The organism is Pseudoalteromonas sp. NFXS39 (genome assembly GCF_040148775.1).
GTDB classification, from domain to species: Bacteria; Pseudomonadota; Gammaproteobacteria; order Enterobacterales; family Alteromonadaceae; genus Pseudoalteromonas; species Pseudoalteromonas apostichopi.
In genome coordinates this window covers 1-23028 of sequence record NZ_JAGDEC010000003.1, presented here as the reverse complement: position 1 = coordinate 23028, position 23028 = coordinate 1, and the positions used below count along the sequence as shown (strand labels likewise).

25 protein-coding genes and 1 pseudogene are annotated in these 23028 nt (G+C 42.3%); 14 read left to right on the top strand and 12 right to left on the bottom strand.

Going from position 1 to position 23028, the window contains the following annotated elements:
- Nucleotide 1: 1 nt before the first annotated feature.
- A complete protein-coding gene (locus J3455_RS06260; protein ID WP_130050303.1) occupies nucleotides 2–448 on the bottom strand; it encodes a tellurite resistance TerB family protein in 447 nt (148 codons plus the stop codon).
- Between the two features lie 127 nt (nucleotides 449–575).
- Between J3455_RS06260 and J3455_RS06255 the strand changes: the two genes are divergently transcribed.
- On the top strand, nucleotides 576–941 hold the full coding sequence (locus tag J3455_RS06255; protein WP_130050302.1) for a hypothetical protein: 366 nt from the start codon (nucleotides 576–578) through the stop codon (nucleotides 939–941).
- Between the two features lie 2 nt (nucleotides 942–943).
- Here the strand turns inward: J3455_RS06255 and J3455_RS06250 are convergent, their stop codons facing one another.
- From J3455_RS06250 to fabR, 6 genes are all read right to left on the bottom strand, one after another.
- Entirely contained in the window at nucleotides 944–1537 is a 594-nt protein-coding gene (locus tag J3455_RS06250) for a hypothetical protein (protein ID WP_054562892.1), read from the bottom strand.
- A gap of 121 nt (nucleotides 1538–1658) precedes the next feature.
- Entirely contained in the window at nucleotides 1659–2258 is a 600-nt protein-coding gene (gene leuD / locus J3455_RS06245; RefSeq protein WP_297331382.1) for a 3-isopropylmalate dehydratase small subunit, read from the bottom strand.
- Nucleotides 2258–3658: a 3-isopropylmalate dehydratase large subunit gene (gene leuC / locus J3455_RS06240; RefSeq protein WP_167658444.1), complete on the bottom strand. Its 1401-nt coding sequence runs from the start codon at nucleotides 3656–3658 to the stop codon at nucleotides 2258–2260. The genes leuD and leuC overlap by 1 nt, the downstream gene beginning before the upstream one ends.
- Before the next feature lie 58 nt (nucleotides 3659–3716).
- Entirely contained in the window at nucleotides 3717–4793 is a 1077-nt protein-coding gene (gene leuB, locus J3455_RS06235) for a 3-isopropylmalate dehydrogenase (RefSeq protein WP_130050298.1), read from the bottom strand.
- Nucleotides 4790–6337, bottom strand: a complete 1548-nt coding sequence (gene leuA, locus J3455_RS06230) for a 2-isopropylmalate synthase (RefSeq protein WP_349561367.1) — start codon at nucleotides 6335–6337, stop codon at nucleotides 4790–4792. Before leuA ends, leuB begins: the two co-directional genes overlap by 4 nt.
- A gap of 357 nt (nucleotides 6338–6694) precedes the next feature.
- Nucleotides 6695–7324: an HTH-type transcriptional repressor FabR gene (fabR, locus tag J3455_RS06225; RefSeq protein WP_130050297.1), complete on the bottom strand. Its 630-nt coding sequence runs from the start codon at nucleotides 7322–7324 to the stop codon at nucleotides 6695–6697.
- Between the two features lie 117 nt (nucleotides 7325–7441).
- Here fabR and J3455_RS06220 point away from each other — a divergent pair, with 117 nt between their 5' ends.
- Together J3455_RS06220 and sthA are read left to right on the top strand one after the other, a co-directional pair.
- Nucleotides 7442–8575 carry an acyl-CoA desaturase gene (locus J3455_RS06220; protein ID WP_130050296.1) on the top strand — a complete coding sequence of 378 codons (1134 nt, stop codon included), beginning with the start codon at nucleotides 7442–7444 and terminating at the stop codon, nucleotides 8573–8575.
- Between the two features lie 13 nt (nucleotides 8576–8588).
- Nucleotides 8589–10019, top strand: a complete 1431-nt coding sequence (sthA, locus tag J3455_RS06215; protein WP_062564769.1) for a Si-specific NAD(P)(+) transhydrogenase — start codon at nucleotides 8589–8591, stop codon at nucleotides 10017–10019.
- Nucleotides 10020–10064: 45 nt separating this feature from the next.
- Here sthA and hemE read toward each other — a convergent pair whose 3' ends face one another.
- Entirely contained in the window at nucleotides 10065–11129 is a 1065-nt protein-coding gene (gene hemE / locus J3455_RS06210; RefSeq protein ID WP_130050295.1) for a uroporphyrinogen decarboxylase, read from the bottom strand.
- Between the two features lie 612 nt (nucleotides 11130–11741).
- On the opposite strand from hemE, the gene rsd reads away from it, so the two are divergent.
- Both rsd and J3455_RS06200 read left to right on the top strand, forming a co-directional pair.
- Nucleotides 11742–12212, top strand: coding sequence for a sigma D regulator (gene rsd, locus J3455_RS06205; RefSeq protein ID WP_130050294.1), 471 nt, complete (start codon nucleotides 11742–11744; stop codon nucleotides 12210–12212).
- A gap of 143 nt (nucleotides 12213–12355) precedes the next feature.
- Entirely contained in the window at nucleotides 12356–13402 is a 1047-nt protein-coding gene (locus J3455_RS06200) for a S66 peptidase family protein (RefSeq protein ID WP_348708952.1), read from the top strand.
- 54 nt (nucleotides 13403–13456) lie between these two features.
- Here J3455_RS06200 and fkpA read toward each other — a convergent pair whose 3' ends face one another.
- The gene (gene fkpA / locus J3455_RS06195) at nucleotides 13457–14212 is read right to left on the bottom strand and encodes an FKBP-type peptidyl-prolyl cis-trans isomerase (RefSeq protein WP_130050293.1); all 756 of its coding nucleotides are present in this window, start codon (nucleotides 14210–14212) and stop codon (nucleotides 13457–13459) included.
- A gap of 200 nt (nucleotides 14213–14412) precedes the next feature.
- On the opposite strand from fkpA, the gene J3455_RS06190 reads away from it, so the two are divergent.
- Together J3455_RS06190 and J3455_RS06185 are read left to right on the top strand one after the other, a co-directional pair.
- Nucleotides 14413–15411 (top strand): WD40 repeat domain-containing protein, encoded by a 999-nt coding sequence (locus J3455_RS06190; RefSeq protein ID WP_349561365.1) that lies wholly within the window; start codon nucleotides 14413–14415, stop codon nucleotides 15409–15411.
- On the top strand, nucleotides 15398–15610 hold the full coding sequence (locus J3455_RS06185; protein WP_130050291.1) for a SlyX family protein: 213 nt from the start codon (nucleotides 15398–15400) through the stop codon (nucleotides 15608–15610). Before J3455_RS06190 ends, J3455_RS06185 begins: the two co-directional genes overlap by 14 nt.
- A gap of 22 nt (nucleotides 15611–15632) precedes the next feature.
- Here J3455_RS06185 and J3455_RS06180 read toward each other — a convergent pair whose 3' ends face one another.
- Nucleotides 15633–15836 (bottom strand): YheV family putative zinc ribbon protein, encoded by a 204-nt coding sequence (locus J3455_RS06180; RefSeq protein WP_054562906.1) that lies wholly within the window; start codon nucleotides 15834–15836, stop codon nucleotides 15633–15635.
- A 129-nt stretch (nucleotides 15837–15965) separates the two neighbouring features.
- Between J3455_RS06180 and J3455_RS06175 the strand changes: the two genes are divergently transcribed.
- From J3455_RS06175 to J3455_RS06145, 7 genes are all read left to right on the top strand, one after another.
- Nucleotides 15966–17885: an ATP-binding cassette domain-containing protein gene (locus tag J3455_RS06175; RefSeq protein WP_239977954.1), complete on the top strand. Its 1920-nt coding sequence runs from the start codon at nucleotides 15966–15968 to the stop codon at nucleotides 17883–17885.
- A complete protein-coding gene (locus tag J3455_RS06170) occupies nucleotides 17872–18297 on the top strand; it encodes a TIGR02444 family protein (RefSeq protein WP_167658446.1) in 426 nt (141 codons plus the stop codon). Before J3455_RS06175 ends, J3455_RS06170 begins: the two co-directional genes overlap by 14 nt.
- A 224-nt stretch (nucleotides 18298–18521) precedes the next feature.
- Nucleotides 18522–18662, top strand: a complete 141-nt coding sequence (locus J3455_RS06165; protein WP_074989877.1) for a DUF3149 domain-containing protein — start codon at nucleotides 18522–18524, stop codon at nucleotides 18660–18662.
- A gap of 142 nt (nucleotides 18663–18804) precedes the next feature.
- Nucleotides 18805–19785: a hydrolase gene (locus J3455_RS06160; protein WP_130050288.1), complete on the top strand. Its 981-nt coding sequence runs from the start codon at nucleotides 18805–18807 to the stop codon at nucleotides 19783–19785.
- A complete protein-coding gene (locus tag J3455_RS06155; RefSeq protein ID WP_167658447.1) occupies nucleotides 19782–20039 on the top strand; it encodes a YheU family protein in 258 nt (85 codons plus the stop codon). Before J3455_RS06160 ends, J3455_RS06155 begins: the two co-directional genes overlap by 4 nt.
- A gap of 59 nt (nucleotides 20040–20098) precedes the next feature.
- A complete protein-coding gene (locus J3455_RS06150; protein ID WP_349561362.1) occupies nucleotides 20099–21292 on the top strand; it encodes a dipeptidase in 1194 nt (397 codons plus the stop codon).
- 124 nt (nucleotides 21293–21416) lie between these two features.
- Nucleotides 21417–22301 carry a hypothetical protein gene (locus J3455_RS06145; RefSeq protein WP_349561361.1) on the top strand — a complete coding sequence of 295 codons (885 nt, stop codon included), beginning with the start codon at nucleotides 21417–21419 and terminating at the stop codon, nucleotides 22299–22301.
- Nucleotides 22302–22687: 386 nt separating this feature from the next.
- On the opposite strand, the pseudogene J3455_RS06140 reads toward J3455_RS06145, so the two are convergent.
- Both J3455_RS06140 and J3455_RS06135 read right to left on the bottom strand, forming a co-directional pair.
- Nucleotides 22688–22774 (bottom strand): annotated as a pseudogene (locus tag J3455_RS06140) (EF-Tu C-terminal domain-related protein); the annotation flags it as partial.
- A gap of 128 nt (nucleotides 22775–22902) precedes the next feature.
- On the bottom strand, nucleotides 22903–23028 hold a 126-nt coding region (locus tag J3455_RS06135; protein ID WP_475219493.1), incomplete at its 5' end, for an EF-Tu C-terminal domain-related protein.

Genomic DNA, 23028 nt, shown 5'->3' with positions numbered 1-23028 from the left:
GCTAACTTAGTTTTGTCGCTGCTAGCTTAGCAGCGATAAAATCTTCGTGGGTTACATACAGTAAGCTTGCAACGCGGCGAATAACCATTTCTTCATGCTTATCTAAATTGCCATCTGCGTAGGCTAAACGCCACAACAGCTCGATGATATCAATACGCTGCTCGGCACTGCATTGGGCATTGATTTGTTTTGAAAACTGAAAATAATCTATCGCATCATCAAGGTGCTGAGACGCACTTGCAACTAACTCTTGAACCTCTTCATCGGTAAGAGAAAAGTACTTCTTTAAGGTCTCATTCAGGGTCTGTTGCTCATCATCTTGTAACTCATCATCTGCTCGCATAACCTCAATTAATAACGCAGCAACGGCGGTTTTTAGGTCATGCTCAGAAATATTAGATTGGGTATCGTTCAAAGCTGAAAACAGCTGTTTTATTTTATTGAGCATCACATTTTCCCTTTTTGGGTGTTAAACTACATGTAAGACATAACGTTACCTTAGTTTGACTATGGATGCTAATTCAGGTTCAACATCACGATGAAACAAGGTATTAATCACATGGAGTTAAGTGTTTATGAGTGAAGTGAGAAGTACACAAGCACTATTAATCAGCGCCTTTTTGATATTAGCTGGATGCAGTTATGCGCAAGCTGCAAAAGGCGAAACAGAAAAACTCTATGATTTTGACGAGAAAGTCCATTATAACCAAACTGCATTAGCCGACGGCCGCTACCACCTCGAAATTCAGTCTGACGACTATAAGCACTTTCGCAATCAAAGCGTATTCTTACTGCGCCATGCAAACCGCTTATGTAGAGACAAACCATTTATGCTAAGAGTGACTGATGGGGTGCAGGAGTATGAACGTTTTCCAACTAAACCACGCGCCTATCAGCCACCTTTAACGGTTGTTTTACAGTGTGAAGACGAAGCTAAATAATACTAGTCTTCATATCCCCAAGGCGCGCTTGGCGGCGTGATAGGTTTAGTTAAGTCAAAATCAACGCGAAACTCACGTCCTTCACGTACTAAGCGATAAGTAAATTGCTTAGGATAAATATACATTTGCCACGTGTTACCCATTGATTGGGGAATACCTTGGCTAACAAACAACTCTTTTGAATATTGATCAGCCGGGAACGACTGCGCGTTAGCAAAGCCAGCATCAAGGGTATGACCACCATACATGGTTGATTTATCATCGCTGCCATCTTTATGGCGATGGTCATGCTTTAAACTCAAACCACTGCCAGTTTTTGTGATGATCCAAGTACGAGATGCATCATCACCCACATGAAATGGCACTTGTAACTCACGCTCGTTACAACGACGTACATGCATTACTAACTTTTTGCCCGCAAACGAGCTTGGACCAGCCGCGTTATCAACGCTCACTTTACCTTCGTAAGCTTTACCGCAATGGGCTGCAATGTTGTCAAAAAAGCCATCATGGCTTGGAATTGACACTAACGGCGCAGGTCGTGCAGCCGCTACTGATGATGCTGCCACGAGCATCGATGCCACTAAGTATTTCATGGTGTGTTCCCTAAATAAAATTTTGCTTAGGCTAATGGTTTAAAGCTTAGAAAGAAAACAATTACGATAAATAACAAAAAACGCGGCCTTGGCCGCGTTTAGGTTCACATGGAAAAACAGATTATTGCCAAGGGCGCTCTGCTGCTAGTTGCTTCTCAAAAGCATCAATTTGGCTGTTAAGTGTTTCAGTCACACCGATAAAGTCTAAGCCGCTTAATAAACGCTCTTTAATGTCATGGCGAATATCAAAGTGAATGGTGTCAAACTTATCGCTACGAAGTTGTTGGTTTTCTAAATCAACTTCGATATGAATATCATCATGCTGTTCACTCAGCACAAATAATTGCTCAAGCGTTTCTGCCGGTAATGCGATAGCAAGCATTTGGTTATTACCGCAGTTATTGAAGAAAATATCGGCAAAACTTTCCGCTAAGATAACTTCAAAACCATATTGCTTTAATGCCCATGGCGCATGCTCACGCGATGAACCACAACCAAAATTATCGCGAGTTAAAAGAATTTGCGCACCTTGGTAACAAGGGCGGTTCAAAATAAACTCAGGGTTTGGCTCGCCGTTATCTAAATAACGCCAATCGTAAAAAAGCGCCGCATCAAAACCATCACGGCTTGTCGACGTTAAAAACTGCTTTGGAATAATTTGGTCAGTATCAACATTGTTTTTATCTAACGGGGCCATTAAGCCACTAAAAAATACGCTCATTAGGCTTCTCCTCTGATATCAACAAAACGACCATGAATTGCCGCTGCCGCTGCCATTGCTGGGCTCACTAAGTGAGTGCGACCACCGCGACCTTGGCGACCTTCAAAGTTGCGATTTGAGGTCGACGCACAGCGTTTACCGGCTTCTAATCTATCGTCATTCATTGCTAAGCACATTGAACAACCTGGCTCACGCCATTCAAAGCCAGCTGCTTTGAAGATATCTGCAAGGCCTTCGTCTTCGGCTTGTTTTTTAACAAGGCCAGAACCTGGAACAATCAGTGCTTCAACACCCGCTGCAACCTGCTTACCTTCAACAATTTGCGCGGCAGCACGTAAATCTTCAATTCGGCTATTTGTGCATGAGCCAATAAACACGGTATCAACAGTTGCTGAAGACAATTTATCGCCAGCCTTTAAACCCATATATTTTAGTGCGCTACGAATCGCATCAGCTTTGATTAGATCTGGCTCTTTATCAGGATCAGGAATGAATTCATCTACGCCAATCACTTGCTCAGGGCTGGTACCCCAAGTAATTTGCGGTTGAATATCAGCAGCTTCCAATTCAACAACATGGTCAAATTGTGCGCCTTCATCTGTTTTTAGCGTTTGCCAGTAGGCAACAGCACTATCAAAGTCAGCACCTTTTGGTGCAAATGGGCGACCTTTTAAATAATCATAAGTTGTTTGATCTGGTGCGATTAAACCCGCTTTTGCGCCCATTTCAATACTCATATTACAAAGCGTCATACGGGCTTCCATAGACAGCGCTTCGATTCCTTCACCACAAAATTCGGCAACATAGCCAGTACCACCCGCAGTTCCTAATTTACCGATCACTGCCATGATTAAATCTTTTGCAGTAACGGTTGGACGAAGGCGACCATTAATTTGAATTTTTAACGACTTGGCTTTTTTCTGCTGTAGCGTTTGAGTGGCTAGTACATGTTCAACTTCTGAAGTACCAATACCGTGCGCTAGTGCACCAAATGCACCATGGGTAGAGGTATGGCTGTCACCACAAACAATGGTTGTGCCAGGTAAAGTTATGCCTTGCTCAGGCCCCATTACATGCACAATACCTTGGTTAATAGAATTTAAATCATAAAGTTGAATACCAAACTCTTTACAGTTTGCATCCAGTGCCATTAATTGGTTTTTCGACACTTCACTGGCTGCATCTAATGAGCGGCTTTTTGTTGAAACGTTATGGTCCATGGTTGCAAAGGTCTTTTCTGGGCAACGTACTTTGCGGTTTTTCTCACGTAAACCAGCAAAGGCTTGCGGCGAAGTAACTTCATGAACTAGGTGACGGTCGATATAAAGTAAATCGGTTTGATCATTAATACTGGCGACTACATGAGCTTGCCAAATTTTATCGTATAAGGTTTGGGCCACTTGCTATTCCCTCATTTTAGTTACGCTGAGTGACGAGCTCAGCGCAAACAATTTTTAATTAAATACGTGCCACAATTGCCGCAGCAACATCACTGGTGGTGTATCCTGCATTTGGGTAGATATCTGGCGTACCAACACCGGCCTCAACCGCTTCTGCTACCGCTTTTTCAATCGTGCGAGCCGCTTCATCTTGACCTAGTGAGTAGCGCAGCATAAGCGCAGCACTTAAAATTTGTGCGATTGGGTTTGCCACCCCTTTACCCGCGATATCTGGTGCTGAGCCACCAGCAGGTTCATACAAACCAAAGCCAGACTGATTTAAACTCGCTGATGGTAATAAGCCCATAGAGCCTGTGATCATCGCGCACTCATCAGACAAAATGTCACCAAATAGGTTATCGCAAAGAAGTACATCAAACTGGCTTGGCTGTTTCACTAACTGCATTGCCGCGTTATCAACATAAATGTAGTCTAGGCTTACTTCTGGGTAGTCTTTGCTCACTTCAGAGACCACTTCACGCCAAAGTACGCTGGTCGCTAATACATTCGCTTTATCAACTGAAGTAACGTGATTACTACGCAGCTTTGCAGCTTCAAATGCAAAGCGTGCGATGCGCTCAATTTCTTTACGTGAATAGGTCTGGGTATCGAAAGCTGCTTCTTGATCACCTTCGCCACTACGGCCTTTTTCACCGAAATAAATACCGCCGGTTAACTCACGCACACATAAGATATCAAAGCCTTGTGCACTGATATCTGCACGGAGCGGTGACGCAGCACTTAGTGCTGGTAATAATTGTGCTGGGCGTAAATTACAGAACAAACCAAAATGCTTACGCAGTGGCAGCAGTGACGCGCGCTCTGGTTGCTCGTTCGGTGGTAAGTTTTCCCACTTAGGGCCGCCTACCGAACCAAATAAAATCGCATCAGCATTTTCGCATGCGCTCAATGTGCTTTGCGGCAGTGCCTGACCAAACTCATCGATGGCAGCACCACCAATCGCGTGGTGATGACGAGTCAAAGTAAAACCAAATTTTTCGCTTACAGCATCCAAGACGGTTTCTGCTGCAGCCATAACTTCTGGACCAATCCCGTCGCCTGCTAATACTGCGATACTGTAATTCGATTGACTCATCCTGCTTTCCTCTGTTGTTTTAAATCAGACACTTTTTGTGCACGATAAATTAAGTTATAAACACGGATCATGGCGCGTACTGACGCTTCAACCACATCCGCTGCAATGCCCGCACCGTGATAAGGGCGACCATCGTATTTAGCAATAATGTTCACTTGCCCAAGCGAGCTGGCGCCTTGGCCTGTTGCTTCTAGGTTGTATTCAATCATTTCGACCGACATACCCGTTAAGCGCTCAATTGCTAAGAATGATGCTTCAACAGGGCCATTACCTGTTGCCGCCTCTTGCTTAGACTCGCCATCAATTGTCATACCGATTGTTGAGCTCGCTACTGATTGTGAGTTAGACGTAGAGTTAACAAATTCAAGTTGATACTTCTCGTCTTTATCTTTGATTTGATTGAAGTAAATCATCGCTTCTAAGTCGTAGTCATACACAGTGCCTTTTTGGTCTGCTAATGCTAAGAAGCTAGTGTATAAGCTATCCATATCGTAATCAGATTTTTGATAGCCTAACTCTTCTAAACGATGCTCAATAACATGACGACCTGAACGCGAAGTCATGTTTAATTGGTTATTAGGTACACCGACACTTTCTGGCGACATAATTTCGTACGTGTTTTGCGCTTTTAATACGCCGTCTTGGTGAATTCCTGAACTGTGTGCAAAGGCATTTTCGCCAACAATTGCTTTGTTTGGTTGCACAGGCATATTACAAATCTTCGCGACTTGGCGCGAAGCACGATAAATTTCTTCACTGCGAATATCGGTATGCACTTTTAAGTGGTCTTCACGCATCTTCATGATCATCGCCACTTCTTCAAGCGAACAGTTACCTGCACGTTCACCAATACCATTAATAGTACATTCGATTTGACGCGCACCGGCTTGTACCGCAGCAATTGAGTTAGCAACCGCTAAACCTAAATCATTATGGCAATGCACACTTAAACGCGCCTTGTCGATGTTTGGTACATTGTTCATTAAGTGATGAATCATCGCTGCATATTCGTCAGGTGTTACATAGCCTACGGTATCAGGTAAGTTGATGGTTGATGCACCCGCATCAATGGCACTCTCAACGATGCGGCATAAATCCCAGTGTGACGTGCGGCCAGCATCTTCACATGAAAATTCAACGTCATCCGTGTAGTTACGAGCAAGTTTAATCGACTTAACAGCCATTGCCGTTGCATCGTCTAAACTCATACGTAATTTGTGCTCAAGATGTAATGGGCTGGTTGCGATAAAAGTATGAATACGGCCCTGCTCTGCCGGGCGAAGTGCTTCACCACATGCTTCAATATCTTTTGCTACAGCACGTGCTAAGCCACAGATAATTGGCCCTTTCACTTCAGTCGCAATTCGCTGTACAGAGCGAAAATCTGCCGGGCTAGATACCGGAAAACCTACTTCCATTACATCCACATTTAAGCGGCTAATGGTATGCGCAAGTTGAATTTTGTCGTCTTCGGTTAGGCTTGCTTTTAATGCTTGCTCACCATCACGTAACGTTGTGTCAAAAATCCAAACCTTATCTTTCATAAACTGTCCTCGTTCCCAATGACCCATTAGCGAGATAAAAAAAACCCCGCGGTTGCGGGGTTTTTTAATGTTCTACAAATGCAAATACACTAAGCCCCGCTCACTGATTTAATCAGTAAGAGGTTTAGTTTTAATGTAATTGAATGTGTAATTTGCATCTTAATTTACTAAATGTGTGTTCAGTGGCTGTATTTTTAACATTCAAAAAACCAGCTTGCAAGCATAATTCTTCCACAAAATCGATTTTCAAATCCCAATTTTAGAAATAAAAATCCACAATAAAGCAATTAACAGGTTAATTAACCCAACTTAAATGTATTGAACGTTTAAAATTTCGGACGGTAAAGCTTCTATTGCTTAGATTAACTTTTGAGATTGATTACTATCACGTACATATAAAGTGGCACCGCGCGCAATGTAACGTAATTGCCAGATCAGGCGTTCAACCAGCTCTTCGCGCTGCGCCCCTTCAATATCGAGGGCCTCGGCACCGGCGTTAAATACCAAAGTCACCATAGCTTCAGCTTGGATATATGCATGAGTTGGATCGCATGGTGTTTCGCTTTCAAGATAATGTGCTAGTTCTAAAATGAAATGTTTAATCTCACGAGCAACCGCGGCACGAAATGCTTTTGAAGTCCCTGAGCGCTCTCGCAATAACAATCTAAATTGGTTGCTCGAGTTATCTATAAATTCCATAAAGGTAACGATTGATGTGGTGATCACACTGCCGCCACTCTCAATACGACGGCGAGCTTGGCGCATAAGTTGGCGAAGTGTTAAACCAGCTTCATCAACCATGGTCAATCCGAGCTCATTCATGTCTTTAAAGTGACGGTAAAAAGAAGTTGGTGCAATCCCTGCTTCACGGGCAACTTCACGCAAGCTTAAATTAGAAAAACTATGATCAGCACTCAATTGATTGAATGCTGCTTCGATCAGTGCTTGTCGTGTTTTTTGTTTCTGTTGCGCTCTAACACCCGACATGGAAACTCCCAGAGTGAACTTTTAATAATTTTTTCGGTTAATGAGACAGTCTAATACTTGACGCGGAGAGAATGAAACACTATTTTAGCGTACAACTGTACGCCGAGATTTATTCAGATGAAAAAACCACCGATTATTTGGACCAATGTGCTATTTTTTAGCCTTACATTTTTGGCCGCGATCACCCTTGTTCCTTGGTATGGCTTTAGCTACGGATACACCAGTACACAGTGGATAGCCTTCGTTGGCTGTATGTTCTACGCCGGACTTTCTATTACTGCTGGTTATCACCGTTTATGGGCACACAAAGCCTATGATGTGCACCCTGTTATTGAAGTATTTTTTGCTTTAGGCGGTGCTTTTGCTCTGCAAAATAGTGCGTTGCACTGGAGTAGCGATCACCGTATTCATCATGGTCAAGTCGATGATCCAATTAAAGACCCATATGCCGCCACAAATGGTTTTTGGTATAGCCACATAGGTTGGATGTTACGTGATTATCAAGGCGAGCAATACGGGAACTATAGTAACTGTCGCGACTTACAAAAAAATAAAGTTGTTATGTGGCAACACCGCCATTATATGAAATTAGTCGTCGCGACTAATTTTGGTATTCCTTTATTGCTAGGTTTAATGCTTGGTGATGTATGGGGGATGTTATTACTGGTTGGTTTACTGCGCTTAGTATTAAGCCAGCATTTTACGTTTTTTATCAACTCACTTGCACACATCTGGGGCTCACGTCCTTATACAGAAAAGAACACGGCGCGTGATAATGGTTTTTTAGCGCTATTCACTTACGGTGAAGGCTATCATAACTTCCACCACATTTTTGCAAGCGACTACCGTAACGGCATTAAGTGGTATCACTATGATCCAACGAAGTGGATGATCCGCTCTTTAGCTGCAATTGGCCTTGCTTCAAAATTAAAGCGCACACCTATTGAGCGAATTGAAAAAGCCAAAGCAGAAACCTTGATGAATAAGACCCAAGGTCGCCTCGCAAAATTGCCTTTAGCGCAAGATAAGCTTACATTATTACAATCTGAGTACGATTTACTGCTGAAAAGACTGCAACACTTCTGTGCCCTGCAAAAACGCGTGTTAGAAATCAAACGAAATAAAATGATGAAGCAGTGCGAAAAATCAGCATTAATGACACAATATCATGAGCTTGAAGCCGCTTGGGAAAACCAAAAGCAGGCTTGGCTTGCACTAAATGCGAGGTTGTTAAAAGCCTCTTTTAGTTAACATAGGAGCGGCTGTGGCCAAACAACAAGTAAAGCAAAAAGATACTCCATCTTATCAATATGATGCGATCATCATAGGTACAGGTCCTGGCGGTGAAGGTACCGCCATGAACCTATCTAAAAGCAACAAAAAAGTCGCTGTTATTGAGCGTCAAGAAGCAGTAGGCGGCGGTTGTGTTCACTGGGGTACTATCCCGTCAAAAGCATTACGTCATTCTGTGAGCCGTTATATTGAATATAAAGCAAACCCGCTTTTTAATATTAGTGAGCGCCCTAACCGCTTAACTTTCCCAGATATTTTGCGCCACGCAAGTAACGTCATTTCAAAGCAATCTAATTTACGTAGCAGCTTTTATGAGCGAAACCGCATTCATATGTATCAAGGTGATGCTGAGTTTATTGATAAACACACTATCAAAGTGACGCACCTAGACGGTTCGTTTGAAACTCTTACTGCACAAACGATTGTTATTGCTACTGGCTCGCGCCCTTACCGTCCACCGGGTGTAGACTTTAAACACCCACGTATATACGACAGCGATACGATTTTAGGCCTTGAAGATGACCCTCATCGTGTGCTGATTTATGGTGCCGGTGTGATTGGTTGTGAATACGCCTCTATTTTTAAAGGCTTAGGTGCCAAGGTTGACCTGGTGAATACCCGCGACCGCCTACTGGCCTTTATGGATGCAGAAATTTCAGATGCTCTAAGCTATCACTTTTGGAATAGCGGTATTGTTATTCGTCATAATGAAGAGTTTGATCGCGTAGAAACTCGCGATGATTGTGTGGTAATGCACTTAAAATCAGGTAAGCGCGTAAAAGCTGACTGTATTTTATTTGCCAATGGTCGTACTGGTAACACAGACACACTCAATCTTGAAGCTGTTGGCCTAAAAGCGGATGGTCGTGGCCAGCTTAGAGTGAATGAAACATACCAAACAGAAGTCGACAACATTTATGCTGTCGGTGATGTAATTGGTTACCCAAGTCTTGCCAGTGCGGCATTTGACCAAGGCCGTATTGCAGCCGATGCGATTGCATGTGGTAACTGTGATGAGAAGCTGATCATTGATATTCCAGCAGGTATTTATACAATTCCTGAAATGAGCTCAGTCGGTAAAACAGAGCAAGAGTTAACAGCAGCAAAAGTCCCTTACGAGGTAGGTCGTGCTCAATTCAAGCATTTAGCGCGTGCGCAAATTGCGGGCACTGAGGTAGGTAGCTTAAAGATTTTATTCCATGTTGATACCAAAGAAGTACTTGGCGTGCACTGCTTCGGTGAGCGTGCCTCTGAAATCGTTCACATCGGCCAAGCAATTATGGAACAAAAGAACGGCGGTAATAACATTGATTACTTTGTAAATACCACGTTCAACTACCCGACCATGGCAGAAGCCTATCGTGTAGCCGCATTAAATGGTTTAAATCGTTTGTTTAAGTAACGAAAAAGCCCGCTTAATGCGGGCTTTTTTATGACTAGCTTTTGCTTATTTGTGGTATTTACCACTGAATTCATGAACGGCGTTGATAAATACACCTGCGTTTTCTGGGTCTACATCTGGTGTAATGCCATGACCTAGGTTAAATACATGGCCAGAGCCTGTACCAAAGTCTTCTAGGATAGTCGCAACTTCTTGGCGAATTCGCTCAGGCGTGCCATGCAGCATGGCTGGGTCCATGTTACCTTGTAGCGCTACTTTATCGCCAACACGACGTTTTGCATCACCGATGTTAATTGTCCAGTCTAGGCCTACTGCATCACAGCCAGTTGCTGCAATTGCTTCAATCCACTGACCGCCATTTTTAGTAAATAACGTCACTGGCACTTTACGGCCATCGTATTCACGAATTAAGCCATCAACAATCTTGTGCATGTATTGTAATGAAAACTCGTTGTAGTCACGTGGGCTTAATACACCGCCCCATGAGTCAAATACCATTAACGATTGCGCACCCGCTTTAACTTGCGCGTTTAAGTAGTCAATCACTGAGTCAGCTAATTTATCAAGTAATAGGTGCAGGGTTTGCGGCTCTGCAAAGGCCATTTTCTTGATTTTACCGAATGTTTTGCTGCTACCACCTTCAACCATGTAAGTAGCAAGTGTCCAAGGTGAACCAGAGAAACCAATTAGCGGTACTTCACCTTTTAATTCGCGGCGAATCGTACTTACCGCATTCATCACATAACCAAGCTCATCAGTTGGATCGATATTTGGGATTTTTTTAACATCTGCTAATGAAGAAATCGGACGTTCAAATTTCGGACCTTCACCTGTTTCGAAGTAAAGACCTAAGCCCATAGCATCAGGAATAGTTAAAATATCACTGAATAGAATTGCAGCATCAAGCGGATAACGACGTAATGGCTGTAACGTTACTTCACAAGCAAGTTCAGCGTTTTTACATAAACTCATAAAGTCGCCTGCTTGGGCACGTGTAGCACGGTATTCAGGTAAATAGCGGCCAGCTTGGCGCATCATCCATACCGGTGTGACATCAACAGGTTGCTTTTGTAGTGCACGTAAATAACGATCGTTTTTTAATTCGCTCATGCGTATAGAATCCTAGAACTGAATGAAATTGAGCAGATTGTATCACCATATTGCGCGTCTCACTATGGATAGATAATCAAGGCTAGATATAGATCATGTTTTTTAAGCCAGTCTAAGCCTACCGTGCGTTTTTTGCACAAAAACAAAATAAATTTAAAACTTTTCATTAATAAATTTGCAACATCCAAAAAAGCTTGGTATAACTTACCCCGCGTTAACAAAAACAATAATAAAAATCTTATAACAATAAGAACAACAATCTTCCCATAATAATAAGAACGCTTGTTTAACAAGTCTTAGAAAAAGAATTAAACCACCAATTTTGGTGGTTTTTTCTTTTCTAAATCAGTAATTTACACACCCATTCCTTAGATAAAAATTGCAAAATTAATACTAGTAGTTTTGAATCAATTCCCATACACTGCAATTAGAGAAAAAAAAGTCCACTCTAAAAAACAAGGGTGCTTCTTAGCCTATTCAATGCTAAAAAATATGCCTTTAGGATGACTTTTACAATCTGTTGCAATTAGACACTAAGAATTTAGTTGATCTTTGTGTCATATTTCCTTTTTATATATACAAAGGAAAACCTACTCAGCGAGGAGATGAAATATGCTGACGCGTTTGGAAAAAGCTCAACAAAAGTGGGGCGGTAGTCACTCTGTAATCGACAAATGGCTTACAGAACGTCAAGAGCTGCTTGTGTTGTTCTGCCGTATTGCAGGCTTTTCACCGTATGAAAAGAAAGATCACGCCCTTCCTGATCAACTGCAAATTCAAAACTTTTGCCAAATTCTGATGGATTACCTTTCTGCTGGCCATTTCGAAATTTACGACGACATTGCCAAAGCGTGTGAAGAAAAAGGCCCTGATAGCCAAAAGTTGGCTAATACCTTATATCCTCGCATTTCTGAAACCACAGATGTAGCACTCGATTTTAACGACAAATACGCAGAAGTAGAGCAAGACGACCTGCTTGATGAGTTTGATAAAGACTTATCAACGTTAGGTGAAGCCCTTGAATTACGCTTTGAATTAGAAGATGAGTTAATCGACAACTTATATTCAAATCACACCAGCTAACATCAGTTACACAGCAGAGAAATACTCTCTGCTGAAAGTTTCTTTTTGCCATCTCCGAAAGAATCATCTATTCCATTTCGTAACAAATATTTGAAATATTTTTTTCAATGCGATACTCATACTATAAAAACATGAGGCTCGCTATGAATAAACGGTCATTTTTAAAGTCACTCTCAATCCTTGCAGCAGGCGCAAGTCTAACATCAACTCCCTTAATGGCTGCACAAAATAGCAGTACCCAAACATTAATAAAACCAAAAATACTGGCAAAGGGAGGCACTATAGGTGTGTGCAGTCCATCAGCAGCCACCGCGCAGCAGGCTGATATCGTACTAGCAAAGGGCGTTATAGAAGCATTAGGCTACAAGGCTAAGCTTGCACCAAACATTCTGGCAAGACGAGGGCACTTAGCTGGCACAGATGCAATGCGAGCTGGCGATTTGAATAGCTTATTCAGTGATAAAGAAGTTGATGCCATTTTGTGCTTACGTGGAGGTTCAGGGGCCGCCCGTATTTTACCTTTGCTTGACTACGCGATGATCCGTAACAATCCAAAACCACTGATGGGGTATTCGGATATTACTGCTCTGCACAACGCGTTACTCTCTCAAGCTGGATTAATCAGCTTTCATGGCCCAAATGCATCAAGTGACTGGAACCCTTTTCATGTAGCGCAATTTAAGAACATGTTCGAAGCGCGTAAGCTGATGTATTTCCAAAACTTACCAAAAGCCGAAGATGAGTTAGTTAACACACAATATTTGACCCAAACGATTACTCCAGGTAAAGCTACTGGACAATTAATAGGTGGCAACTTAACGGTGCTGACTGCCCTTGCAGGTTCGGACTATTTACCTGACTTTAATGGCGCAATTTTATTTTTAGAAGATATCGATGAAGCGCCGTATCGAATTGACAGAATGATGAGTACACTAAAACTCATGGGCGCACTTGATAAGATTGCAGGCTTTGTATTTGGTGATTGTAATGACTGTAGGCCTGGCCGAGGTTATGGCTCATTAACCCTTGACGATATTTTTGCAGATCATATAAAACCGCTGGGAATTCCTGCTTATCGTGGAGCCATGATTGGCCATATTAAACGCCAATTTATTTTACCTGTTGGCACTTTGGTTGAGCTTGATGCAAATAACGGCACATTAAAAATGAAAGAAGCGGCATTTAGTTAATAAACTTCACGCGTAAAAAAAGGGCCTATAGGCCCTTTTCTAGTGAGTTAAATATTACTCAGCTGGAACAGCTTTATCATCGCTTTGGATTTCAAGTAATTCTACTTCGAAAACAAGCGTTGAATTTGCTGGGATCTTACCAAGATCACGCTCACCGTATGCAAGATCAGATGGAATCGTGAACTTGTACTTAGAGCCAACTGGCATTAATTGTAAACCTTCAGTCCAACCAGGGATCACACGATTAAGTGGGAACGTTGTTGGTTCGTTGCGTGAGTAAGAGCTATCAAATTCAGTACCGTCAATTAAAGTACCTTTGTAATGTACTTTAACAACGTCAGTTGCTACTGGCTTTTCGCCTTCACCTTCAGTGATTACTTCGTACTGTAAGCCAGACTCAGTTACAGTAACGCCTTCTTTCTTCGCGTTTTCAGCTAGGAATTTCTCGCCTTCAGCTTTGCTCTTTTCAGCTTCTACTTTCGCTTTTTCTTCTTGCTTGGTACGAATGCTTTGATCAAGCGCCGTTAATACTTCACGAATTTTTTCGTCATCAAGTTTAGCGTTACCTGCTAGTGCGTCTTCAAAACCACGCTTAAGAAGTGCTTCGTCTAGTTCAACACCCAGTGCTTTTTTATCTGCAAGATCTTGGTTTAGGAAGTTACCAACCGACGCACCAATACCGTATGCTTGTTGTTGAGCTTCAGTCTCTAGTTTAACTTCAACTTGCTGTTCTTTTTTTGCTTCCTGATTACAAGCTGTTAGCGCTAAAACTGACGCTGCAATCAATGACAATTTAATCGTCTTTCTCATTTTATATCTCCGACACACTTTGCAGTTGTCAATTATTGTATTATTACTAGTTAAAGATTAACGACCTACATGGTAGGCTGCTTGTCTAATAACTAACGTCATGCAATTGCATGATCAGCGATTAGACTAACAACCTAGGCCTTCAACGAGACCTAGTCTAACCTCTCAATCACTAAGAGTTAAGGGGAAATACTCGTAATATGTCGATATTTCGTACTTTTTTGTATCTGCTCAGCCTTTGCTTAGTTGCAGGCTGCTCTGAGCAACATGAGCAATCTACTGCACGCTATGAGCATGCGGCTAGAGGAGCATTTGCTTCCGCGCTTTCGCACGATGGCAAATACAGCCTAATCTCATCAATACACCATGGGGTTGCACTGTGGGATAATCAACAGCAAGTGTTAAAATACCAATGGTTCCAACAACAAGCTCAAGATAGCCTCGTTCACACCGTAGCTCTTTCTTACGACAATAGCCATGCTGTTACCGCCGAGAAGTCCACATTCGCAGTGTGGGACATTGCTACGGGAGACAACACAGGTTATTACAAAATTCACGCCTCAACCATTAGAGATATCGCGATAAGTAACCAAGGGCGCAGCGTATTATACGGCCGCGCCGACGGTGTAGTCGTTTACCTCGACTTAGAAAGTGGAAGGCGCATAGAGTTCCTTGGTCATCAAGAAAAAGTTAATGTTGTTGACCTATCACCTAACGGCCACTACGCCATCAGTGGTTCAAATGACTACGTTGCTTACTTTTGGGATACTCGTACAGGGCAGGTGATCCATCGCTTTAATCATCCAAGTCGCGTTACTCAAGTCGCCCTTGATCCACAAGGTCGTTACGCATTTACCGCAGACAGTATGAAGCAAGCAAATGTATGGCGGCTGACTACAGGTGATCTTGTTAGCAAACTGGCGTATATTGCGCGTCAGAAAATTTTTACCGCCGTCCGTTTTAACGATGAAGGCACTTTAATTGCCACCGGTTCACCCAATCGATTAGTCGATTTATGGCAGCTTGAGTCTGGTAAAAAATTACAAACGTGGCAAGTTATTCCTCGTGAAGGAAGCCGCCCGAAATCAGCCGTGGTGTTAGATGTTGCGTTTACTGATAACAACCAAGCGTTATTAACCGAAAGCTCCAGCGGATTCGCTGAAAGTTTTAATCTAAGAGAATCAAATGAATACAATTGAAAATCGTCTAATGGAACTTGAAGCGAAAGTCGCTTTTCAAGATGAAACAATTGAAATATTGAATGATGAGCTTAAAGCGCACCAACAGCAGTTGGCAAAAATGAAACGCCAGACTGAGTTACTTGCAGAGAAGATCAAAGAATCACAACAGCCTTCTTTGATGTCGCAAATGCAAGAGCCGCCACCGCCGCACTATTAATTAGGTAGGATAGAGCCGGGAATTAATCGCCCGGCTTAAATACACCAATCACTTGCTCAAATTGGCGTGTTGAGGCTTGCACAGCCTGTTCTGGTTGCGTCATTTTGTGGCCACACTGTACGCACTCCACTTTTTCCACATCATGTTCTTTATAAAGCATCATGGTGTCCATAGCCTTACACTCAGGGCATGATGCGCCAGCAATAAAGCGTTTCTTTTGTCTCATAGATGATCTCCCGTGGCATGTAGGTGGCTATTTTAGCCTAATAACTCTCTGTTTGATACGATTGCGAAGCCTAATGTGATCCGTGTTATGATAGCGGCAATTTAATTAGTGCTGTGCAAGTAAACTTTCATGATCCAAATTTCAGACATCGAACTTCTACGTGGTGGTAACGCCTTATTAAAAGGTGCCTCTGCAACCTTATTCCCAGAGCATAAAGTCGGCCTTGTTGGCGCTAATGGCTGTGGTAAATCAACGCTGTTCGCGCTATTAAAGTCTGAATTGCAACTCGATGCCGGTGAATGCCAAATTCCTAAAGACTGGTCAATAGCCTCTGTAAAGCAAGAAACACCCGCGCTCGAAATCAGTGCCCTCGATTATGTATTACAAGGCCATCCTGAATATTATGCGCTAAGAATTGCACTACGCGAAGCTGAGCAAAATAATGATGGCGATGCGCAAGCTAAAGCACATATTGGCCTAGAACATATTCAAGGCTACAGCATTGAAGCAAAAGCCGGCGAACTGTTACACGGTTTAGGTTTTAGTAATGAGCAAATAGACAACCCGGTGAGCGCCTTTTCGGGTGGTTGGCGTATGCGCTTAAACTTGGCGCAAGCGCTTATACGTGATGCCGATTTATTGCTGCTGGATGAGCCAACCAACCACTTAGACCTAGATGCCGTGTATTGGTTAGAACGTTTTTTACGGGCCTACACAGGCACTCTGGTGCTCATTTCCCATGACAGAGAGTTCCTCGATGCCGTGGTTGACCAAATTTGGCACATAGACTCACAAAAAATAAACGTTTATAAAGGCAACTACTCGCAATTCGAACGTCAAAAAGCAGAGCGCTTATTACAACAACAAGCGATGTTCGAAAAACAACAAGAACAGATTGCTCACCTTGAAAAGTTTATTACTCGCTTTAAAGCAAAAGCCAGTAAAGCTAAGCAAGCACAAAGCCGCGTAAAAGCGCTAGAGCGTATGGAAAAATTGGCCCCAGCCCATGTTGACTCACCCTTTGATTTTGAGTTTGCTGAGCCAACGGCCCTGCCAAATCCATTAATGACACTCGACCAAGCCAAAGCAGGTTATGGCGACATCACCATTTTACATAGCATCAAGCTAAATCTTGTTCCCGGTAGTCGCATCGCCCTGCTTGGCCGTAATGGCGCGGGTAAGTCAACACTCATTAAATTATTAGCTGGCGATTTACAGCCTCAAGCTGGTGAAGTATTTCAGCATCAAGGCTTAAATATTGGTTACTTTGCTCAGCATCAGCTTGAGTCACTTGATTTAAAAGCCAGTGCTGTGACCCATTTACAACGTTTAAACCCGCAAGCTCCAGAGCAATCACTGCGTGACTTTTTAGGTGGCTTTGCTTTTTTTGGTGATAAAGCACTTGAGCCAGTTGCGCCATTTTCTGGCGGTGAAAAAGCCCGTTTAGTATTAGCCATGCTGGTATATCAAAAGCCAAACCTTCTGTTACTGGATGAGCCAACTAACCACCTAGATTTAGAAATGCGCCATGCTTTAGTTATGGCGCTGCAAGGCTTTGAAGGCGCTATGGTTACCGTATCGCACGACCGTCATATGCTAAAAAATACCGCTGATGAGTATTACCTCGTTGATAACGGCGAAGTAACACAATTTGGTTATGACCTTGATGCCTATTACCAATGGCTACTCAATGCTAACAAAGAAGCTGCTAAAAGCACTGAAGACAATGCCTCTAAAGCACATTCAAGCGTTAACCGTAAAGAGCAAAAGCGCTTAGAGGCAGAATTTAGAAAGTCAGTACAGCCGTTGAAAAAGCAAATCGAAAAGCTTGAAAAGCTACTTGATAAGTATTCTACAGAGCTTGGAGAAATCGAAAATGCACTTGCTGACAATGACTTATACAATGATGAAAATAAAGCCAAACTGACAGAGCTGCTTAGTAAACAAGCAAACTTAACCCCGAAGCTAAATGACGTTGAAGAAGAGCTACTCATGGCACTTGAAGAGCTTGAAGAAAAAGAGCAGGCCTTTGCCGATGAAAACGCTTAACAGCGAGGAATTTTGGCAGTTTGCATGTCAGCTTTACAGCAAAGATGGCATGCAAACAAAGCTACTAGACTATCAAAACCAGCAAGGCAAAAATGTGAACCTTTGCCTACTGCTTTATTATCTGGACTCATTAGAGCTTGCTGTAACCCCACCTCAACTAAGTGAGCTTGAGTCATGCATAGCCGAGTTTGACCAGCACGCTTTACAACCCTTACGTGCAACACGCGCCTACCTTAAAACTATACAAACCGAGCTTCCAGACTACCCCACTATTCGCAAAGAGTTACTCAGCGCAGAACTCAAGCTCGAAAAACAGCAACAACAATTACTTATAAACACATTAAATAGCATGGCACTCTCTCGGTGTCCTAATACTAACAATATAATGCTATATATAAGCGATAAGCGATAAGCGATAAGCGATAAAATTTCTCCTACCATTTAATTAAAAATCAAGCTAACAACATTAAAAGACCATCCAATCGCTCTGCTTAACTCTCAACGCCCCCATTAAACTTGATCCAAATCAACTATTAAATCGCCTTAGTTAGCATCAGGAAAATTGCTTGATCTGGATCATATCAGCCGTTCTCAAGCCAGCCTATGATTAACTCATAGACATTAGGAGGCACAACCATGAACGTATTCTTCAGAGATTTTTTTAGCGACCCAGTTTTATTTATGTCATTCGGCATTTTGGCAGTTGTTATCGTTTTATGCCTTTTCTATGTTGGTTACTTTATTAAAAAAGTTCACGACGCAGAAGTTCCTAAGTAAGAATTAAGCACGACGCACAAAGCCCCTATTCAATTTATTGTTTAGGGGCTTTTTATTTGTATATAGCTAAAATCTCGCAGCGGTTCTCAAAAAGCAAAAACTTGCTACAATAGGCGCTTATTTTGTTTCGAAAGTGTCAGCTATGTTACCTGAGTTTAAGCCTGCGTGGTGGATGCGCAATCGCCATTTACAAACCATAATGCCGCGCTTTTTTCGCCCTTTTCATAATACCCGCTACGACTTATCGACAATCGATACCCCTGATGGTGACTTTTTAGAACTAGCTTGGGCAATCCCTCATAACGAACAAGCCCCACTCGCCATTGTATTGCATGGTTTAGAAGGCAACATAAATAGTTTTTATGCTAAAGGCATGATGAAAAAACTAAAGCAGCAAGGCTTTGCAGTGGTGTTAATGCATTTTCGAAACTGCTCACGCGAAGTTAACCGTTTAGCACGCGCTTATCACAGTGGAGAAACAGAGGACCTACGCTTTTTCATCAGCCACCTTAAGAGCAAATTTCCAAAACGCCCGCTTTTTGCTGTGGGCTTTTCATTAGGTGGTAATGTGCTTGCAAAATATTTAGGTGAGCAAGGTGCTAAATCGAACTTAACAGGCGCAGCAGTTGTGTCTGCGCCATTTGACTTGTCATCGTCTTGTGAAGTTATTCGCAAAAGCTTGGGCAAAATATATCAAAAGTATTTGCTCGACCGTATGAAAAAATCAATGCAAAGAAAGCTGCCACAAATCGAACAGCAAATTAACTTAACACCTGAAAAACTAATGGCGATTGATGACTTATGGCAATTCGATAACATGCTCACAGCACCACTACATGGCTTTGCTGGCGCTGAAGATTATTATCAACAAGCTAGCGCAAAACCATTTTTGAAAAGCATTGCAACGCCTACGCTTATTGTGCACGCCAAAGATGACCCTATGTTATCAATAAAAGCTGTGCCAGATAGCTTAGATGTGAGTGAACATGTTACGCTGCGCATCTCTGAACAAGGTGGTCATGTTGGCTTTATTAGCGGCAAAAACCCTTTTAAACCCAAGTATTGGCTTGAAAGTATTGTTCCAGAGTATTTTCAACAATTAATTAAGAAAGAGCAGCTATGATCATTCCTCACGACCGCCTTGATAAAGAAACCCTACATAATTTAATCGAAAGCTATGTTTTACGTGAAGGTACTGATTACGGCGAACAAGAGTTTAGTATTGAAAGCAAGGTCGCGCAGGTTCACCAACAACTTAAAAGTGGTGAAGCTATGGTGTTTTTTTCTGAGTTACATGAGTCAGTTACGATTATCTCTAAAGCTGAATTCATCGCTTTGCAAGCCGATCCAGAGTACCAAGCGTCGTTTAACGACTAAACTTGTAAGTTATACAGTAACCCTTCACAATGACTTTTTAACTTAAAGAGCCATTAAAAATGAAAAAACTAAGCTCACTGGTTGCTGCGGTTTCTTTGGCCCTGATTGGTCAAGCAAACGCAGATCAGGTTACTGCATCAGATAAAGCCATTAAGCTGGCAAAAGACACTATTTTAATCGATACCCATATCGATGTGCCTTACCGTATTCATAACAAATGGGCAGATGTAACAAAAGCCACAAGCGACGGAGACTTTGATTATCCACGTGCAGTGCAAGGTGGTTTGAATGCCCCTTTCATGTCAATTTACATTCCTGCAAACCTAGAGTTTGAAGGCAAAGGTAAGAGCTATCAATTAGCAAATCAGCTGATCGATTCTATGGAAGCCATTGTGCAACGCGCGCCAAATAAGTTCGCTATTGCAGACTCTACTGCCGATATTAAAGAGCAATTTAAACAAGGCAAAATGTCGATTGCTATGGGTATGGAAAACGGCTCGCCTATCGAAGGCGACATTAAAAACCTTAAGCATTTTTATGAGCGTGGCGTACGTTACATCACTCTAGCTCACTCACAAAGCAACCATATTTCTGATTCATCTTATGATATTCGTCGTAAGTGGAAAGGCCTGAGCCCATTTGGTAAAGAACTAGTAAAAGAAATGAACAACATTGGTATGCTAGTTGATGTTTCGCATATTTCTGATGATGCGTTTTACCAAGTAATGGAAATTTCAAAAGTACCAGTGATTGCTTCACACTCGTCACTTCGTAAGTATACGCCTGGTTTTGAGCGTAATATGAATGATGACATGCTATTGGCGCTGAAAAAGAATGGTGGGGTTATTCAAATTAACTTCGGCTCAAGCTTTGTTACAGCAAAAGCTGGCTCTTGGTACGATCAACTAAAATCTGCAAAAGCCGATAAGAAAAAAGACGGTACTAAACTAAGCAAAGATTTTGACGCAGCTTATCGTGCTAAAAACCCATTCCCATTTGCAAGCTTAGAGCAAGTACTTGATCACATTGACCATGTAGTTGAACTAATTGGCATCGATTATGTGGGTATTGGCTCAGATTACGATGGTGTAGGCGACTCTCTACCTACTGGCTTAAAAGATGTGTCTAGCTATCCGAACCTAGTGCAAGGTCTAATGGACCGTGGCTATAGCGATAAAGACATCAAAAAGATTTTAAGTGGCAATATGCTACGCGTATGGCAACAAGCCGAAGCATACGCAAAAGCCCATTAATCAGCTTTAACTCTATTTAAAAGCGCAGCTAACTAGCTGCGCTTTTTTATCAATATAAGTAATTGATAATACAAATAGCCTGTTTTAATCTGCTAGTATTACAAAGCAATTTGGGTGATGTGATATGTCGACTTGGCAAGGGAATATTGCGTTGGTTTTTGCAAGCATTGCACTGGGCTTATCAATTTATAGCCAAACAAAATCAACTTCTACTGACAAACCTTTTCTAATTCAACCAGCAAAATCTAGCTTAAAAGAGTTAGCTATTCCTGAGCAAGACCGAGAAAATCTCATTGCTTTACATGGCTATATTTTAGACCTAGAAACACGCATTCACGAGCTTGAGCATCAAACTCCAACCATTGCTCCTGAGCTACTTGCCTCATTGGTAAAGCAAGCAATCGAACAACAAGAAAGTGAGCGACGCGCCGAGATTGAAAAGAGAAACCCAGCTCTTGGTTGGCTAAGTAATTTACCTGACGACTACCGCGAACGCATTAAAGCAGACCCACAATATGCTGACTCTTCGATAAATGAAGCACTCGCAACATTGCTTAATTTAAGCAAATCAGAAAATGAGCGTTTAGCAGCATACGGCCAACTAAAAATGACCTTAAGCATGCTCAGGCGCGACCTAGATGAAAGCCAAGCAAATGCAGTAATCGATGCCATGATAAGCATCAGTGAATACACTAATGATGCCAAGATCCGAGTTAGTGCCCTAGAGAGTTTATCTCGGCAAACAAACGTTTCGCCAAAACTCGCTGAGTATTTTCAGAAGTTACTACAAACGGACGATAATAATTATGTTCGCAATATTTCTGCCACTGCACTGATTGGACAATTTTTCCGTGCAATGCGAGACGGAAATAATAGTTTCGCCACCGATTTAGCAGAACGAATAACTACTCTTGAAAATAGCAGTAATGCAAAAGTTGCCGAAATTATGGCTGAAAATCTAAAAAGCCCACGCTTAAGAGAAGAGCTAGACAAAGCGTTAGGGAAATGAAAAAGCGGCTTAAAGCATACAGCTGATAGCTTTTTCACCCATAAAAAAACCCGAGATTAAGCTCGGGTTTTTCTTAATGCTTGATGCATTACTATAGTTGATTATTCAACGATAGTTGCAACAACACCAGCACCAACTGTACGGCCTCCGGCTCATCGCAGAGCTCTTTGCCTTCAAGCTGCGGGAGTTTCACTCCCGAATTCCCCGCTTTCAGCCTTCACGTATAGCGAAGCGTAAACCTTCGTCCATTGGGAGTTTGAAGGCGGCAGATTAGTCTTTCACTCTAAACTGCTTAAAACTTAAAGCTGATAGCTTTTCTTCACCCATAAAAAAAACCGAGACTAAGCTCGGGTTTTTCTTAACGCTTGATGCATTACTATAGTTGATTACTCAACGATAGTTGCAACAACACCAGCACCAACTGTACGGCCACCTTCACGGATAGCGAAGCGTAAACCTTCGTCCATTGGGAGTTTGAAGGCGGCAGATTAGTCTTTCACTCTAAACTGCTTAAAACTTACAGCTGATAGCTTTTCTACAGATATTAAAAAAGGCCGCCTAGGCGACCTTTTTATAAGCTGTGAAGCTCTATCTGTTGATATTACTCAACGATAGTTGCAACAACACCAGCACCAACTGTACGGCCACCTTCACGGATAGCGAAGCGTAAACCTTCGTCCATCGCGATTGGGCAGATTAGTTCTACAGTCATCTTGATGTTATCACC

Coding starts and splice junctions, on each gene's coding strand:
- J3455_RS06260 (WP_130050303.1), bottom strand. CDS start 448: ATGCTCAATAAAATAAAACAGCTGTTTTCAGCTTTGAACGATACCCAA.
- J3455_RS06255 (WP_130050302.1), top strand. CDS start 576: ATGAGTGAAGTGAGAAGTACACAAGCACTATTAATCAGCGCCTTTTTG.
- J3455_RS06250 (WP_054562892.1), bottom strand. CDS start 1,537: ATGAAATACTTAGTGGCATCGATGCTCGTGGCAGCATCATCAGTAGCG.
- leuD (WP_297331382.1), bottom strand. CDS start 2,258: ATGAGCGTATTTTTTAGTGGCTTAATGGCCCCGTTAGATAAAAACAAT.
- leuB (WP_130050298.1), bottom strand. CDS start 4,793: ATGAGTCAATCGAATTACAGTATCGCAGTATTAGCAGGCGACGGGATT.
- leuA (WP_349561367.1), bottom strand. CDS start 6,337: ATGAAAGATAAGGTTTGGATTTTTGACACAACGTTACGTGATGGTGAG.
- fabR (WP_130050297.1), bottom strand. CDS start 7,324: ATGTCGGGTGTTAGAGCGCAACAGAAACAAAAAACACGACAAGCACTG.
- J3455_RS06220 (WP_130050296.1), top strand. CDS start 7,442: ATGAAAAAACCACCGATTATTTGGACCAATGTGCTATTTTTTAGCCTT.
- hemE (WP_130050295.1), bottom strand. CDS start 11,129: ATGAGCGAATTAAAAAACGATCGTTATTTACGTGCACTACAAAAGCAA.
- rsd (WP_130050294.1), top strand. CDS start 11,742: ATGCTGACGCGTTTGGAAAAAGCTCAACAAAAGTGGGGCGGTAGTCAC.
- J3455_RS06200 (WP_348708952.1), top strand. CDS start 12,356: ATGAATAAACGGTCATTTTTAAAGTCACTCTCAATCCTTGCAGCAGGC.
- fkpA (WP_130050293.1), bottom strand. CDS start 14,212: ATGAGAAAGACGATTAAATTGTCATTGATTGCAGCGTCAGTTTTAGCG.
- J3455_RS06190 (WP_349561365.1), top strand. CDS start 14,413: ATGTCGATATTTCGTACTTTTTTGTATCTGCTCAGCCTTTGCTTAGTT.
- J3455_RS06185 (WP_130050291.1), top strand. CDS start 15,398: ATGAATACAATTGAAAATCGTCTAATGGAACTTGAAGCGAAAGTCGCT.
- J3455_RS06180 (WP_054562906.1), bottom strand. CDS start 15,836: ATGAGACAAAAGAAACGCTTTATTGCTGGCGCATCATGCCCTGAGTGT.
- J3455_RS06175 (WP_239977954.1), top strand. CDS start 15,966: ATGATCCAAATTTCAGACATCGAACTTCTACGTGGTGGTAACGCCTTA.
- J3455_RS06170 (WP_167658446.1), top strand. CDS start 17,872: ATGAAAACGCTTAACAGCGAGGAATTTTGGCAGTTTGCATGTCAGCTT.
- J3455_RS06165 (WP_074989877.1), top strand. CDS start 18,522: ATGAACGTATTCTTCAGAGATTTTTTTAGCGACCCAGTTTTATTTATG.
- J3455_RS06160 (WP_130050288.1), top strand. CDS start 18,805: ATGTTACCTGAGTTTAAGCCTGCGTGGTGGATGCGCAATCGCCATTTA.
- J3455_RS06155 (WP_167658447.1), top strand. CDS start 19,782: ATGATCATTCCTCACGACCGCCTTGATAAAGAAACCCTACATAATTTA.
- J3455_RS06150 (WP_349561362.1), top strand. CDS start 20,099: ATGAAAAAACTAAGCTCACTGGTTGCTGCGGTTTCTTTGGCCCTGATT.
- J3455_RS06145 (WP_349561361.1), top strand. CDS start 21,417: ATGTCGACTTGGCAAGGGAATATTGCGTTGGTTTTTGCAAGCATTGCA.